This window comes from Halomonas sp. H2 (assembly GCF_050215315.1).
Taxonomy (GTDB): Bacteria; Pseudomonadota; Gammaproteobacteria; order Pseudomonadales; family Halomonadaceae; genus Vreelandella.
In genome coordinates this window covers 2,531,649-2,547,124 of record NZ_CP189760.1, presented here as the reverse complement: position 1 = coordinate 2,547,124, position 15,476 = coordinate 2,531,649, and the positions used below count along the sequence as shown (strand labels likewise).

Here is a 15,476-nt window from a genome sequence, read left to right as displayed (position 1 = left end):
AAATTTATAAGGTGATGTCCGTGATCGACGCTGACGGCTTTCGCCCCAATGTTGGCATTATCATTGCCAATAGCCAGGGGCAGCTGCTTTGGGCGCGTCGGGTAGGACAAAATGCGTGGCAATTTCCCCAGGGGGGCATCAATGCAAGCGAGACGCCACAACAAGCACTTTTTCGTGAGCTTTACGAAGAGATCGGCTTAACCGCCGACGATGTTGATATTGTTGCCTGCACCCGGGGCTGGCTACGCTACCGTCTGCCACGACGTATGGTTCGCACACATTCGCGTCCGGTCTGTATAGGCCAGAAGCAGAAGTGGTATTTACTTAAAATCCGTTGCCAGGAAAGCCAAATCTGTATGACGGCAACCCCAACCCCCGAATTTGATGGGTGGCGGTGGGTGAGCTATTGGTACCCGCTAGGGCAGGTAGTGCCTTTTAAGCGAGAGGTATACCGGCGCGCGCTGCGAGAGTTGTCTCCTCGCGTTCAGCGCCTGGCACAGGATGACGATTAGGTTGATTCGCCGCTGCCCACCGTAGGGCGGCAGCAGTCTGCCAGGAAATTCCTCAGCGAGGCAAATAACAGTGAAAAGTAAAACGTCCATGCTTGAGGTGCTGCGCCGGGTGATTCAAGAAGTGAACGGCGCGCGCACCCTCGACGCCGCGCTGTCCACGATGGTACGCCGAATTCGTAAAGCGATGCAGACCGACGTCTGTTCCTTCTACCTCTACGATAAAGAGCTTGAGTCGCTGGTATTGATGGAGACCATCGGCCTGCGCACCCAAGCGGTAGGGCGCGTAGTGCTGCCGTTAGGCGAAGGCCTAGTGGGATTGGTGGCCAAGCGCAGCGAGCCGCTAAACCTCGAAGATGCCCAGACCCACCCGCAATTCCGCTATTTTGAAGCCACCGGAGAAGAGCGCTACTCCAGCTTTCTGGGTGTGCCGATTATTCACCAGCGCCACATGCTGGGCGTATTGGTGGTTCAGCAAGCCGAAAAGCGCCGCTACGATGATGAAGACGAAGCCTTTCTGGTCACCATGGCGGCGCAGCTGGCAGGGGTCTTAGCTCACGCATTAGCCACCGGCGATCTGTTGCGCCCGGCGCTTGCCGGTGGCCAGGCAATGTTTAAAGGCGTCGCCGCTTCGCCAGGCATGGCCATGGGGGAAGCGGTGGTGATTACACCGCCTGCCGATTTAAATAGCGTGCCCGACCTAATTCCCCGCGATCAGGATTATGAAGTTGCCCGCCTAAAAGAAGCCATTGGCAAAACCCGCAGCGAAATTCGTGCCGCAGCCGAGCGTTTGGCAAGCCGCATCTCCGCCCAGGAGCTGGCGCTGTTTGATGTTTACCAACAAATGCTCGGCGAAGCGGCGCTTGCCGATGAAGTGGAGAAACGCATTCGCGAAGGGCAGTGGGCGCCCGGCGCACTGGCCGATGTAGTGCGTCGGCATGTCCAGTATTTAGAGCGGGTAGACGATAACTACCTGCGTGAGCGCGCAGCGGATATTCGCGATTTAGGGCGCCGAGTACTGGCGCACTTGCAGGAAGACACCCCCTCTACGCCGGAAACTTACCCAGACAACGCGATTCTGGTCGGTGATGAAATCAGCGTGGCAATGTTGGGCGAAGTGCCCCGCGACAAGCTCAAAGGGCTGGTCTCGGTGCGGGGCTCCAGCACCTCTCACGTGGCGATTGTGGCCCGCGCCATGGGCATTCCTACGGTGCTGGGCATGGTGGATTTGCCCCTGCCACGCCTAGGCGGCGCGCCAGTGGTGTTGGATGGCCACCGTGGCCGCCTATTTGTGCGTCCTGCCCCAGAACTGACGGCGCGCTACGAAAGCCTGATTGCTGAAGAAGAGGCGCTTAGCGAGCTTCTGGAGCACGAGCAGGATCGCCCCAGCGCGACCCCCGACGGTCACATCATGCCGCTGATGGTGAATACTGGGTTAGCCGTCGATGCCACCGCGCTGCTGAAAAGCCGTATTGCCGGAGTTGGGCTCTACCGCACCGAAGTACCGTTTATGATTACTGAGCGCTTCCCCGGTGAAAAAGAGCAAACCAAGCTGTATCGCGATCAGCTCGAAGGCTTTGCGCCACTACCCGTGGTGATGCGTACCTTGGATATCGGTGGCGATAAAGATCTACCCTATTTCCCGATTGAAGAAGCTAACCCGTTTCTGGGCTGGCGTGGTATGCGCGTCACGCTGGATCACCCTGAAGTATTGATGGTGCAACTACGCGCCATGCTCAAAGCCTCATTCGACCTAGACAACCTCTATGTGCTGTTCCCCATGATCACCAATGTGGAAGAGGTAGATGAGGCGCTGCGCTTGCTGGACCGAGCGATTTTGGAGCTGGGGGAGGAGGGGATTGTCGTTGTTCGGCCCCAGGTAGGCGTGATGATCGAAGTGCCGGCTACCATTTACCAAATGGATGCGCTGGCCAAGCGAGTCGACTTCTTCTCTGTGGGTAGCAACGATCTTACCCAGTACTTGCTGGCCGTTGATCGTAATAACCCGCGGGTGTCGAGCCTTTACGATGCATTGCACCCGGCGCTGCTTGGCGCGCTGCAGGAGCTTGCCAGCGATGCAGCGCGGCTCAATAAGCCCATTTCGTTATGTGGAGAGTTAGCCGGTGACCCTGCTGGGGCGCTGCTATTGATGGCGATGGGCTTTACCAGCTTATCAATGAACGCTCCCAGCCTGCCTAAAGTGCGCGCTGCCATACGCCGGGTGCCGTTTACCGATGCACAGCAGCTGCTTCAAGAAGTAATGGCGCTAGACACGCCCGCCCAGGTGCACGCCCATTTAGATAACCGCTTGGATGAATGGCAGTTGTCGCACTTAATGCCCCCTCGGGATTAGTCAGTGAGCTCGCTGGGCAGCGCCAGGGTGGTTTCACCCTCAAAGCGTCCCAGCGGCCCAAAACGCTGCTCGGTGATCTCAATGTTCCCTCGTGCGTCTAACGTCAGCCACGAAGTAGCGCGTGTACCATAGCGCTCGCCAACGATAAATGCCGCTGAGAGCTGGCGCTCCAGTTCAAGCCCCACGCCTGTGTCTGGCAACGCCTCAATAGCCGCCTCTTGAGCGTTTTGCATCGCCCGCTGAACCGCCGAAGGCCATGCTAACAAGCGTTCTTGTACCAAGCTCTGCTCAAGCGCATTGCGTACCTGTACAAGCTTTGGCCAGGGCGAATTGAGGTCGGCGTTGGATAACCCATGTACGCCGGGGGCCACCTCGCTGAGAGTCAGGCGGCCATAGCCGCGGTGCAGGTGCCAAAGCCGCTGCGATGTGGTGACCAGTAAATTAAAACCCGCATAGCGCCATGCTTCGCCTTGGGCAAGTGCCATCAGCCACGCTTCAATATCGTCACACTGTAGGGCGTCAGCGACTAACTCGCCGCGACTGGGGGCGCCGGGCGGCACCTGTAAACGAGGGTCTCGTACATTGGTCAATGCTGCTACCACGCCGCCGCGTTTGGTAGCTAGCCATGAGCCGCCAGCCTCTAAATCGCGCCCACCCACCAAGCCAGAGGCGTCTTGCCAATGAGCAAGCGGCGCGGTAGGGCGCGCATGGAATTCATCACGGTTGCCCATCAATTGTAAGGGCACAGCAGAGCCGGGTTGCCAAGCAAACGTTATTAGACACATATCATCATCACAGGCATATCCTCATAGACACAGCAAACTCGCAGACAACAAGGCTGAAAGACGTTCAACGGAAGATCAGCATGACAGTCACGAAGCGTAGACGTACACTTACGCCGGTATCATGTTTGTAGCATAAATTACTGCCTTAGTTGGCTGTGAATGTCGTTTGTGGCAGGTGCCTAAGGGGTTAATCAGCGGTCACGTTATCACAGGCCTGTTGGCCAAGAGGAAGGCGAGATCATGCAGCGCTATCAACGGGAGCACTTTTGGAACGCCATTGTGTGGCCTCTATTGTGGCCTCTACTGTTGTTGCAGGCAGCATTAGTAGTGCTCTGCTTAGTGGTAGGAGCATTAGTGTGGTGGATGTCGCCTAAGTGCCTGATCTTAAGTTTTCGTGTAACGTTGGAGTCTGATATCTCTAACGGATGGAACCATGTTAAGGCGTTTCGTTGCTCCCCTTACTGACTCTGAACAGCAGACGCTGTCCTCCGCCTATCACCACGGTGAGAAGCGTGCTCTACGACGCCGTGCACATGCCATCCTACTGAGCAATCAAGGTCATACGATCAACCAAATTAGCCAGATACTGGAGGTCCGCCGCGACGCCGTATCACGATGGCTCAAACAATGGGAAGCGTCAGGCCTCGATGGATTGATCGACAAGCCCCGCAGTGGTCGCACGCCCGTCTTGGACGAGAGCGATCATCAGCGACTGCAGGAGCTCGTCGCCGAACAGCCTCACCAGATTCGATCCTTGCAGGCCCGTTTTGAAGAAGAGACGGGCAAGACCGTCAGCACGGTGACCCTTCGCCGAGCGTTGAAAAAAAAATGACTTCAGCTTCAAACGTATCCGGCACTCACTCAAAGCATTGCGTGACGAGACGGATTTCCGAAACACCCAAGGCCTCCTCAAGGCACTCCATCAGCAGGAGGACCAGGGTGAGCACGAGCTCTATTACTTTGATGAATCGGGTTTTTCACAATCGTCGTCGGTACCCTATGCGTGGAGTCCCATCGGGCAACCCTGCGAGGTGACCGCCTACTCACACAGCCGAAGGCTGAACGTATTGGGGTTCCTCAGCCGTGCTGGGAAACTGATCTACCACACCACTACCGGGTCAGTGACCACCGAGACGGTCATCGAAGCGTTTGACCAGTTTGTAGCACAGAAAAAAACCGATACCTTCGCTGTTGTGGTGCTCGACAACGCCAGCATGCATCGCTCGCAGGCCTTCAGGCGGAAAATAGTCGAGTGGATGTCGCACCGTGTGCATCTGGTTTACTTATCGGCCTACTCGCCGGAGCTGAATCTGATTGAGATACTGTGGCGTCAGATGAAGTACGCATGGCTGCCGTTGAGTGCTTACCTTTCGTTTGATCACCTCTGTGAAGAGGTACACCGGCTATTGGGTAGCTATGAAGCTGATCACGCGATTAATTTTGAATAAGCACTTAACTCTGCCTCTTGGAGCACCCTACTTTGGTTAATGTTGGCCCTGCTAGTCGGCAGCAGTTTAAATTTTGGCGCGTTTCTGATGCTGGTAAAAGCCGGCGCCCGGCGAAAAGACACACACTTTATGCAGGAAATCACCGAACTTGAACGACACAGCCGCGCGCTATGTACTTCCGCCGCGCGCTCGCTGCCAGCGCATAAATGTTCCCCGCCAGAGGCAGCCGACGAATCCCACCGCCCCCTTCAGCGGTTAGCCAGCGTTAATGAAGTTTTAGCCGGTCTCGAACGCTGTATGAACTGCTCGCAAGTCGTGAGTGCTGCTAGCAAAAATACTCAGCAAGAACATGAGCAAACGCTATTGGAAGATCTCCAGTATCAACAGCGGCAGCTCAAACACGTGATGGCCGGGCGCGAAAGAGCGCGTGAAGAGTCACGTTTGAAAACGGGTTATCTAGCGCTGATTCAGCGTGAAACAGATGGCTTGTTAGGACACTTAAATCTGATGGCCGAAAAAGAGATTACCCATCAGTGTCGGCAAAACGTCACTGATGTACGCGAGCGTCTATCAGATATCCGCGCGCTATTGGCTAATCTCGTTCAGCAGCGTGGCGATGAACGTACCGATGAAAGTACCGACGATGGTGCTATCTCCCAACGCCCTTTGCGTGTGTTAGTGGTCGATGATGGCCCGGTTAATTTGATGCTGGCGCGGCAAATGCTTGAAACCCAAGGGTTGAAGGTAGAGGGCGTTAGTAGTGGCGAACAGGCGCTTGAGCGTCAACATAGTGGTGTTTTTGATTTGGTGTTTATGGATATTTACATGCCCACCTTAGATGGGCTTGAAACTACTCGGCGCTGGCGCGAGTACGAGCGCACTCAGGGGAGTAGCCAGAGCGTGCTGGTCGCGCTGACGGCCAATGCAGACAGTGCCGGGCGCGATGCCTGCTTAGCCGCGGGTATGGATGATCTGCTTGCCAAGCCTTACCAGCCAGAAACCCTACTCAATATGATCAGTCGCTGGTTTCCAGGTACCATTAAAGCGGCTCCGCCTGCATGACGGTAGTGACGGCGCTATCAATTTATTTAACCTTAGGGGCCGTCGCAGGCACTATGGCGGGTGTGTTTGGTGTCGGCGGCGGACTTATTATCGTTCCCGTGCTGGTGTTTGCGTTCGGCCTACAGAACGTCGCCCCTGAAATCATCATGCACTTAGCAATCGGCACCTCCCTGGCGACCATTCTTGTCACCGGTTCCTCTTCAGCCCTAGGCCATTTGCGTAGAGGCAGCATTCACCGCGCCTGGTTTAAAGCACTGCTGCCAGGCTTAGTATTAGGGGCTGTCGCTGGGGTATTTGTCGCCGACAACCTCTCCGGTACGTCGCTGGGAACTATGTTTGGCAGCTTTGTTCTACTCATTGCCACAAAAATGGCGTTTGGCTTAACGCCCAAGCCCGGCAGTGTCGCCCCTGGTAAGTGGGTAATGGCCTTGGCAGGGGGAGTGATTGGCGGTATTTCGGCACTTTTTGGGATTGGCGGTGGTGCCATGACGGTGCCGCTACTGTCTCGCTGCGGAGCCAGTATGACTCAGGCGGTTGGCACGGCTGCAGCGGTCGGCTTGCCTATCGCACTGGTGGGGGCGCTGGTGTTTGTCGTTGTTGGATGGGGAAATCCGCTGCTGCCTGCCTGGGCGACTGGCTTTGTGATGTGGCCGGCATTTTTTAGTATCGTTGTCACTAGCGTTCCTTTTGCCCGCTTAGGCGTTAAACTTGCCCATGTTTTGCCTGCTTATGCGCTACGGCTCTCCTTTGCGCTGCTCCTGGCAGTGGTAGGCGTACGTTTTCTGTTCTCCTAGCTTTTGACTATTTAGCTAGCTGAGAGGGCGCTTTCAATGTTGCGTAAATGAACAATTCCCTTTGGTCAGATTAGAGAGTGTAAATGATTAATTACCCGACGATTGACCCAGTGGCTATCTCCTTAGGGCCACTGCAGGTTCATTGGTATGGCTTGATGTACGTAGTGGGGTTTGTTGCCGCCTGGTGGCTTGGCTGTCGGCGCGCATCGCGCATTGGCCTTAATAATGACGATATTGGCGATTTACTCTTCTACTGCGCGATAGGCGTCGTGGCTGGTGGGCGTTTAGGCTATGCGCTGTTTTACGGGCTTGGGCAGTGGTCAGCCGACCCGCTCTGGATCTTCCGCGTTTGGGATGGCGGTATGAGCTTTCACGGCGGGCTTCTCGGTGTATTGCTCGCGGCCTGGATATTCGCCCGTCGCAAAAAGTTGGCATTCATAACGTTGACCGACTTTATCGCCCCGTTAGTACCCATTGGCTTAGGTGCCGGGCGCATCGGTAACTTTATTAATCATGAGCTACCGGGCCGCGTGACCTCGCTGCCCTGGGGCATGCCTTTTCCCGGCATGGGGCCTGAGCCGCGCCATCCATCAGCACTCTATGAGGCGCTGCTAGAAGGCGTCGTGCTGTTCGTAATTCTATGGTGGGTCTCCGCCAAGCCAACATCGCGTGGGTTTGTATCCGGGCTGTTTTTAGTCTGCTACGGGGTTTTCCGTTTTATGGTCGAATTCGTGCGCATGCCCGACGCCCATATCGGCTACATCGCCTTTGGCTGGGGCACCATGGGTATGCTGCTGACGCTGCCGATGATCGCGCTGGGGCTCATTATTGTCGCCTGGTCACGCTCTCAGCCGGTGGATGTGGAAGTCCAAAACGCCTAAAGAAGAAGCGCTCAGCTTGAAGGCTCATGTAGAGGGGGTGATCTTCGCATTGCCCCTTATGGCCTCACCACCTAGAATAAACCGCTACATCGCCTGTTAATTTGGAAACTCTGTGACTGCACCAACGCCCGCGCTTGAGCAACCCTACTTAGACTTAATGCAAACCGTTCTGGAGCATGGTGTTGATCGCCATGACCGCACGGGCGTGGGTACGCGCTCTGTGTTTGGTCATCAAATGCGCTTTGATTTATCGCGTGGTTTTCCGTTGCTCACCACCAAAAAGTTGCATCTGCGCTCGATCATTCACGAACTCCTATGGTTCTTGAAGGGCGATACTAATATTGCCTACCTAAAAGAGAACGGGGTACGGATTTGGGATGATTGGGCGGATGAAAACGGTGACCTGGGCCCGGTTTACGGCTACCAGTGGCGAAGCTGGCCCAACCCTAAAGGCGGCAGCGTTGACCAAATTGCCAAAGTGCTTGGGCAAATCCGCACCTCGCCCCAATCGCGTCGCCTGATCGTTTCAGCCTGGAACCCAGCCCAGGTAGACGAAATGCAGCTACCGCCGTGCCACTGCCTGTTTCAGTTCTACGTTGCCAATGGCAAGCTGTCGTGCCAGCTGTATCAGCGCAGCGCCGATATTTTTCTCGGCGTGCCGTTTAATATCGCAAGCTACGCACTGTTGCTGACTATGGTTGCGCAAGTGGCTGGCCTGCAGCCGGGTGAATTTATTCACACCCTGGGCGATGCGCATCTCTACAGTAACCATTTAGAGCAAGCGCAGGAGCAGTTAACGCGCACCCCCAAAGCAGCGCCAAAACTGGTACTTAATCCACAAATTGACGACCTGTTTGCGTTCCGCTTTGAAGATATACACATTGACGCTTACCAGGCGCATCCGCACATCAAAGCTGAGGTCGCGGTATGAGCCAGCAGAGAGATACCTTTGACTCCTTAGTACCGGTGGCAATGATCGTCGCCATGGCCAAAAATCGCGTCATCGGCGTAGAGGGCAAACTGCCCTGGTACCTGCCGGAAGATTTAACGTTTTTTAAGCGCATTACCCAGGCCAAGCCGCTGGTGATGGGGCGTAAAACCTATGCGTCCATCGGCAAGCCGCTGCCTAATCGGCTTAATATAGTAGTCACCCGTAACACCGAGTTTGCCCACGAAGGCATACGCGTGTGCCACGATCTGCCCGCCGCGCTTGCGCTTGCCGACCAGCATGCCACTATTGAAGCAGCAGAAGAGATCATGGTAATGGGCGGCGGGGAGATCTACCGTCAGGCCCTACCTTTTGCTCAGCGGCTGTATATTACGGAAGTGGACATAGACGTAGAAGGCGACGCAACGTTCCCTGACTTCGAGCCCCAAGAGTGGCAAGAAGTGCAGCGCGTAGCGGGGCAGCCAGCAGCAGGGCAGCCTAACTACGATTTCGTAGTCTACGAGCGCATCGCCGACTGAAAAGTCTAAGGAGAAGGCTATGGCCGCCAGCTTAATGAATATGTTGGATGATTTAGAAGCGCGACTTGAACGCACCCAAGCTGAGCTGCAGGCCCTGCGTGAAGAAAATCAGCAGCTAAAACGGCAATTGGCGGGTCAAGAGGCTCCTGAGCAAAGCGTGCCCAAGGCAGAATCGCACGATACAGCTTTCTCAACAGAAACGGCGCTAGAAACGCACGAACGAACACAAGAAAGCGCAGGGGCTGAAACAGCCGAGCTATCTGAGGCGGCTAATGCAGCCGTGACGGCTAAAGAGGGCTCGCCTACGCAACCTGCAGCGGAAACTGCTCAGGCGCCTTCGCCGCATGCGCTGCTTAACCAATGGTACGAGCGCTACCCAAAAGCGTTCTTTAAAGGCCACACCAAACCGCTTAAAGTAGGTATTCACCAAGACCTAGCTGAACGTGAAGAGTGGTCTAATAAGCTCATTCGCCGCGCCTTGGCCAATTATGTAAACCTGCCGCGTTATATTAAAGCGGTGCGGGCGGGCGCCGAGCGGGTAGATTTAGATGGCCTGCCTGCTGGCAAGGTAGATAAAGAAGCCGCGCTACATGCATCAGAAAAGCGCGGTGATCAGCAAGAGCGTGGTGATAAAAAAGGTGATAAAAAAACCGGCGTTCAGTCCAAAAAAGCCCCATCCAAATCGAAGTCTCTAGACGAAAAGCCTCGTCAAGAGCAGCCAAAGCAAGCTAAGGCGCAGCCCGAAACAGAAAAAAGTCAGCCGCGTAAGCCGCTTAGCATGGAAGACAAATTGCTAGGGCTACAGCAGAAATTTAAAGGGCGCTGAGACCGGGTTTGACCGCGGGGGTTCCATAAAAAAGTGCAAATAGTAAAGAAACACTGTTTTTTTCTATTGCGTTCCCTGGAATCCCAGTATAGAGTTTGTTTTGCGAGCATTGGACTATAACAAGGCTTAGTTGAGGACATGCCGCATACCATCGGGAAAAAACCGGCGGATGAGAAAAGAGCATGGCCCGCAAAAGCCACCTGCCGGCTTAATGAAGTCGAGCAGTAACGATCGAAACAGTATACGAGTTAAGGAACTTACATCATGAAAAAAACACTTTTAGCGACTGCTATCATCGGCGCCCTGGGTGCCTCTGCTGCAGCACAAGCGGCAACCGTATATGACCAAGACGGTACCAAGCTTGACGTCTATGGCCGTATCGCAATGGGTGTTGCCGGTGGCGGCCCTGAGTATCAAGGAACTGGAGATAACCGGGTAGAATTCGACAACGGCGCTGAGTTCGTAGACGTTTACTCACGTCTTGGTCTGCGCATGAGCCACGAAGTTTCTCGCGACCTGACTGCTTTCGGTCATGTTGAGTGGCGTTTTAGCGGTGATGAGCGTACCGGCCCAAGTGGTAACGGTAACTCTGGCTTCAACGAAGTTCGTCAAAGCTATATTGGTCTAAAAAGCGACCAGTACGGTACTATTCAAGGTGGTAACTTCGACAGCTTCTACAAAGACTTCGTTTCACTGCCGTTCGATGTTTATATCGACCGTGGCCTAGAATTCGCTGGTCATCCGAAGCAGTCGCGTGGCGACTCTATCGGTTACTACACGCCTGACCTACAAGGCTTCACTGCCTTCCTGCAGCTGAAACACTACAGCGAGCGTGGACTGGACGAAGGCGTTGAAACAACTTCAGAAGGCAATGTCATCGCTCCCCAGGGTGGCGCACGCTACCAGCAAGGCCCGTTCACTGTAGGTCTGGGTTTTGTTGATGACGTCGTTCGCGGTGGCGGTAACGGCGAAGTAATGGGCGGCTTGATCGGTTCTTACGACGTTACTGATCAGTTCTCTGCTCGCCTTGGTTACGAAGGTCGTAAGCACAGCGACGAAGGCTACGGTAATGGCTACGACAAAATCGGCCTAGGTGGCAATTTCACCACAGGTGCTTGGACGTTCACTGGTGATATCTACGACATCAGCGAAGATGGCGACGGTTCTGACCGTACCGCTTGGGCACTGGGCAGCTACTACAAAGTTTCCAGCAACTTTGATGTATTCGCCGAGTTCCACCAGGCTGACCAGCAATCTGTCACTCTCTTTGACGATGATGAGATTGTTAGCACTGCTGACGGTGACGACATTTACTGGCTGACAGGCGCTCGTTACCACTTCTAAGCCTGGTTTAAAACCACGCTTATAAGGTAACTGCCTAGCAGAACCAATAGAACCGGCCTCGAAAGAGGCCGGTTTTTTTGATTCGTATTTTTGCCTCTGCTAATTATGGCTGTGATGAACTAGATATGTATAGCTGGGACGAGTTAGCTAAATAGCGTTTGGATATAGCCCGATAACAACAGATAGCTGGATATATGGGGGGCCGCAAAAAAAAGCCCGCTGACATCAGCGGGCGTGGGGGTTAGGGCATGAGAGTTAGCTACGAATTAAGTAGTCGAAAGCGCCGAGCGAGGCTTTGGCACCTTCGCCCATAGCGATAATGATCTGTTTGTAGGGCACGGTAGTGACGTCACCCGCTGCGAATACGCCGGGCACGGATGTCATACCGTGAGCATCGACAATAATCTCGCCGCGTGGCGTCATCTCAATCGGCGAACCCTTCAACCACTCGGTGTTAGGTACTAGGCCGATTTGAACAAAAATACCTTCTAGCGCGATGGATTTGCTCGCGTCAGAAGTGCGGTCTTTATAGTTCAAGCCATTGACACGGCTACCATCACCGGTGACTTCGGTGCTCTGTGCGTTGAGAATAATATCGACGTTAGGCAGGCTTTTGAGTTTTTTCTGCAGCACTGCATCAGCGCGCATTTCACCCATAAATTCGACCAGCGTGACGTGCCCAACAATCCCCGCTAGATCAATAGCTGCTTCCACGCCAGAGTTGCCGCCACCAATCACCGCTACTCGCTTACCCTTAAATAACGGGCCGTCACAGTGGGGGCAATAAGCCACGCCTTTGTTGCGGTACTGCTGTTCGCCAGGCACATTCATTTCGCGCCAGCGGGCGCCAGTCGCCAGTACCAGAGTTTTACTCTTAAGCTTAGCGCCGGACTCAAAGGTCACTTCGTGCAGGCCACCTTCAGCCTCGGCTGCTTTAAACGTCGTGGCAAGCTGGAGATTCATGACATCGACGTCGTAATCTTTTACGTGCTCTTCAAGCGCGCTAACTAGCTTCGGGCCTTCGGTATGTGAAACGGAGATAAAGTTTTCAATCCCCATGGTATCCGCCACTTGGCCACCGAAGCGCTCAGCGGCAACGCCGGTATTGATACCTTTACGCGCCGAATAGATCGCCGCCGCGGCGCCTGCCGGGCCGCCACCAATCACTAGGGTATCAAAGGCGGCTTTTTCACTTAGCTTTTTGGCATCGCGTTCGGCGGCGCCGGTGTCGACTTTAGCCAGAATCTGTTCAAGCGTCATGCGGCCTTGGTCAAACGGTTTGCCGTTTAAGTAAATACTCGGTACCGACATGATTTCCCGCGACTCAACTTCATCCTGAAACAGCGCGCCGTCGATGGCAACGTGGCGTACATTCGGGTTGAAAATAGCCATTACGTTAAGCGCTTGAACCACATCAGGGCAGTTCTGGCACGACAGTGAGTAGTAGGTCTCAAACAGCATTTCACCGTCGAGTGCTCTGATTTGGTCAAGCATCTCATCAGAGGTTTTAGGCGGATGGCCGCCTACTTGAAGCAGCGCCAAGACCAGCGATGTGAACTCGTGGCCCATCGGAATGCCTGCGAAGACCACGCCGGTTTCTTCACCTGGGCGGTTGATCGCAAACGATGGTGTGCGGGCATCCTGGCCGTCGCTGTGCAAGGTGATTTTGCCGCTCAGGCTGCTAATATCTTCGAGCAGCCCAAGGAGTTCTTGTGACTTGGCACCGTCATCGAGGGAGGCAACGATCTCGAACGGCTGAGTCACTTTTTCCAGATAGGTTTTCAACTGGGATTTTAAATTGGCGTCCAGCATGACAGTAGCTTCCTCACAGTGCTGTTGCTAATAACAAAACACCCGGGCAGAACCCGGGTGTAGAGCTGACCCATACCACTTTGACTAGGCACTAGGCACTAGGCAGGCGCGGCAGGTGAGATCGATAGGCGGTTTAGATTTTGCCTACCAGGTCCAGCGAAGGAGCGAGTGTTTCTTCGCCTTCTTTCCATTTGGCGGGGCACACTTCGTTCGGATTAGCGCGCACGTATTGTGCGGCTTTTACTTTACGCAGCAGCTCTTCAGCGTTACGGCCAATGTTGCCAGCGTTAATTTCTACGATCTGGATTTTGCCGTCAGGATCGACAACAAAGGTACCGCGCTCGGCGAGGCCTGCTTCTTCGATCAAGACTTCGAAGTTGCGTGAAATGCGCAGCGTCGGATCAGCAATCATCGGGTACTGCAGTTTGCCGATTGTTTCAGAGCTGTCGTGCCAAGCTTTGTGAGTGAAGTGGGTATCGGTTGAAACGCTGTAGATTTCAACGCCCAGCTTCTTGAACTCAGCATAGTTGTCGGCTAGGTCGCCAAGCTCAGTCGGGCAAACAAACGTAAAGTCAGCGGGGTAGAAGAAAAAGATAGACCACTGGCCTTGCATGTCCGCTTCAGTGACGTCAATAAACTCGCCATTCGAGTAGGCAGTCGCTTTGAACGGCTTAACTTCAGTGTTGATCAATGACATTCAGATAATCTCCAAGTCAGATGAATAATTAGGAACTGGTGATAATACTAATGGCTAACGGCTTATATCTAAAATTGATAATAGTCATCACATCAATAGTTTTTAACTATTTCTTCAATAAGTAGAGCCGCTGAGCTGATTGATAGATGGGGTCTAAGAGCTGGATTACAAGAATTTTTCACATTGACTTGCGGTAGGGCGCACGGCAACGCAAAATTCGCACGGCGCGTATTATGGCCTACGCTATTGTTAGCCGTTGGTGATGATTGGGTATTGGCAATTGTCGCAGCCCGATGGCTATAAAAAAGTGGCAAACAGTTTATCTATAAGGAGCAGTGATATGGGGAACATCCACAAACTTTCCGCGGCCGTTGCGGCCATTTCGTTTGCCGCAGCGGCTGATGCAGCTCACGCCGAAGAGGTGCGGGTTTTTAACTGGTCAGATTACATTGCCCCGGAAACGCTGGAAAAATTCACCGAGCGTACCGGTATTGAAGTGACCTACGATGTTTACGACAGCAACGAAATTCTGGATGCCGCACTGCTCTCCGGACGCTCCGGCTATGATGTGGTGGTTCCTTCCACCTACTACTTTACCCGCCAAGTGAAAGCCGGTGTTTTCCAGCCGCTCAACCATGAGCTACTGCCCAACTTAGACAATCTCAACCCCGAACTGATGGCCAACTTGGAAACCATCGACGCCGGTAGCGAATACTCGGTTCCCTATATGTGGGGTACCAATGGGGTTGGCTATAACGTTGATCGCGTTAAAGAGGTTTTGGGTGACGACGCGCCGGTAGATAGCTGGGCGCTGCTGTTTGATCCTGAAATAACGGCTGCCTTAAGTGAAGCAGGCTGCGGCTTGTCAATGCTGGATTCCGCCGATGAGATGCTCTCGCCCGCCATGGCTTACCTGGGGTTAAATCCAGTAAGTGAGAATATTGACGACATAGAAGCCGCTGGTGAGCTGATCGCCGGTGTCCGCGACGATATGACCTACTTCCACTCTTCGCGCTATGTGTCAGACTTGGCCAATGGTGATGTCTGCGTGGCCGCTGGCTACTCGGGGGATGTTTTCCAGGCCGCCGAGCGCGCTGACGAAGCTGGCAGAGACTTCTCCATCGGCTACAGTATTCCTAAGGAAGGTGCTGCCCTTTGGTTCGATATGATGGCGGTACCCGCCGATGCGCCGAATAGCGAAAACGCCCACGCCTTTATCGATTTTATTCTTGACCCGGAAATTGCCGCTGAAATTACCGAATACGTGCGTTATGCCAACCCTAACGCGGCGGCTGATGAGTTTCTCTCTGATGAGATTATCAATGACCCGGCTATTTACCCAGAAACCGAGGTCATGCAAAACCTCTACCTCCAGGCCGAAAAAACCCAGGATGTGTTGCGCGCCCGCACGCGTATTTGGAATCGCGTGAAGTCGGGTCGTTAAGCCGACATTTATCCGACGGCGAGCCCGAGGTACTGCCTCACTGGCTCGCTGTTG

Annotated in this window: 14 protein-coding genes; 11 read left to right on the top strand and 3 right to left on the bottom strand. The window is 54.2% G+C overall.

The features are described 5' to 3' along the window. Positions 1-20: 20 nt before the first annotated feature. Together rppH and ptsP are read left to right on the top strand one after the other, a co-directional pair. Entirely contained in the window at positions 21-512 is a 492-nt protein-coding gene (gene rppH, locus ACQE2I_RS11865; RefSeq protein ID WP_427028297.1) for an RNA pyrophosphohydrolase, read from the top strand. Between the two features lie 88 nt (positions 513-600). Continuing rightward, positions 601-2,862, top strand: coding sequence for a phosphoenolpyruvate--protein phosphotransferase (gene ptsP / locus ACQE2I_RS11860; protein ID WP_427031458.1), 2,262 nt, complete (start codon positions 601-603; stop codon positions 2,860-2,862). Here ptsP and ACQE2I_RS11855 read toward each other — a convergent pair. Next, the gene (locus ACQE2I_RS11855) at positions 2,859-3,647 is read right to left on the bottom strand and encodes an NRDE family protein (RefSeq protein ID WP_427028296.1); all 789 of its coding nucleotides are present in this window, start codon (positions 3,645-3,647) and stop codon (positions 2,859-2,861) included. The two genes, ptsP and ACQE2I_RS11855, sit on opposite strands and share 4 nt — an antisense overlap. Before the next feature lie 433 nt (positions 3,648-4,080). Between ACQE2I_RS11855 and ACQE2I_RS11850 the strand changes: the two genes are divergently transcribed. The 8 genes from ACQE2I_RS11850 (at position 4,081) to ACQE2I_RS11815 (ending at position 11,469) form a co-directional block, all read left to right on the top strand. Then, positions 4,081-5,095 (top strand): IS630-like element ISHsp2 family transposase gene (locus ACQE2I_RS11850; protein ID WP_076611625.1). Its coding sequence is split into 2 segments (ribosomal slippage): positions 4,081-4,467 and positions 4,469-5,095, totalling 1,014 coding nucleotides; the frame shifts between segments, so codons are not numbered across the junction. Positions 5,096-5,182: 87 nt separating this feature from the next. After that, the gene (locus ACQE2I_RS11845) at positions 5,183-6,157 is read left to right on the top strand and encodes a response regulator (RefSeq protein WP_427028295.1); all 975 of its coding nucleotides are present in this window, start codon (positions 5,183-5,185) and stop codon (positions 6,155-6,157) included. Next, complete coding sequence (locus ACQE2I_RS11840) at positions 6,154-6,951, top strand: sulfite exporter TauE/SafE family protein (RefSeq protein ID WP_427028294.1); 798 nt, start codon at positions 6,154-6,156, stop codon at positions 6,949-6,951. The genes ACQE2I_RS11845 and ACQE2I_RS11840 overlap by 4 nt, the downstream gene beginning before the upstream one ends. 83 nt (positions 6,952-7,034) lie before the next feature. Further along, entirely contained in the window at positions 7,035-7,832 is a 798-nt protein-coding gene (gene lgt, locus ACQE2I_RS11835; protein ID WP_427028293.1) for a prolipoprotein diacylglyceryl transferase, read from the top strand. Between the two features lie 157 nt (positions 7,833-7,989). Further along, the gene (locus ACQE2I_RS11830; RefSeq protein ID WP_427031457.1) at positions 7,990-8,763 is read left to right on the top strand and encodes a thymidylate synthase; all 774 of its coding nucleotides are present in this window, start codon (positions 7,990-7,992) and stop codon (positions 8,761-8,763) included. Beyond that, positions 8,760-9,299: a dihydrofolate reductase gene (locus ACQE2I_RS11825; protein ID WP_427028292.1), complete on the top strand. Its 540-nt coding sequence runs from the start codon at positions 8,760-8,762 to the stop codon at positions 9,297-9,299. The genes ACQE2I_RS11830 and ACQE2I_RS11825 overlap by 4 nt, the downstream gene beginning before the upstream one ends. A 19-nt stretch (positions 9,300-9,318) precedes the next feature. Further along, complete coding sequence (locus ACQE2I_RS11820; RefSeq protein WP_427028291.1) at positions 9,319-10,125, top strand: ProQ/FINO family protein; 807 nt, start codon at positions 9,319-9,321, stop codon at positions 10,123-10,125. 264 nt (positions 10,126-10,389) lie between these two features. After that, a complete protein-coding gene (locus tag ACQE2I_RS11815) occupies positions 10,390-11,469 on the top strand; it encodes a porin (protein WP_427028290.1) in 1,080 nt (359 codons plus the stop codon). A gap of 255 nt (positions 11,470-11,724) precedes the next feature. Here the strand turns inward: ACQE2I_RS11815 and ahpF are convergent, their stop codons facing one another. Next, positions 11,725-13,281, bottom strand: a complete 1,557-nt coding sequence (ahpF, locus tag ACQE2I_RS11810) for an alkyl hydroperoxide reductase subunit F (protein WP_427028289.1) — start codon at positions 13,279-13,281, stop codon at positions 11,725-11,727. A 133-nt stretch (positions 13,282-13,414) separates the two neighbouring features. Beyond that, positions 13,415-13,978: an alkyl hydroperoxide reductase subunit C gene (gene ahpC / locus ACQE2I_RS11805; RefSeq protein WP_427028288.1), complete on the bottom strand. Its 564-nt coding sequence runs from the start codon at positions 13,976-13,978 to the stop codon at positions 13,415-13,417. 340 nt (positions 13,979-14,318) lie between these two features. On the opposite strand from ahpC, the gene ACQE2I_RS11800 reads away from it, so the two are divergent. Further along, on the top strand, positions 14,319-15,422 hold the full coding sequence (locus tag ACQE2I_RS11800; protein WP_427028287.1) for a polyamine ABC transporter substrate-binding protein: 1,104 nt from the start codon (positions 14,319-14,321) through the stop codon (positions 15,420-15,422). Positions 15,423-15,476 lie beyond the last annotated feature (54 nt).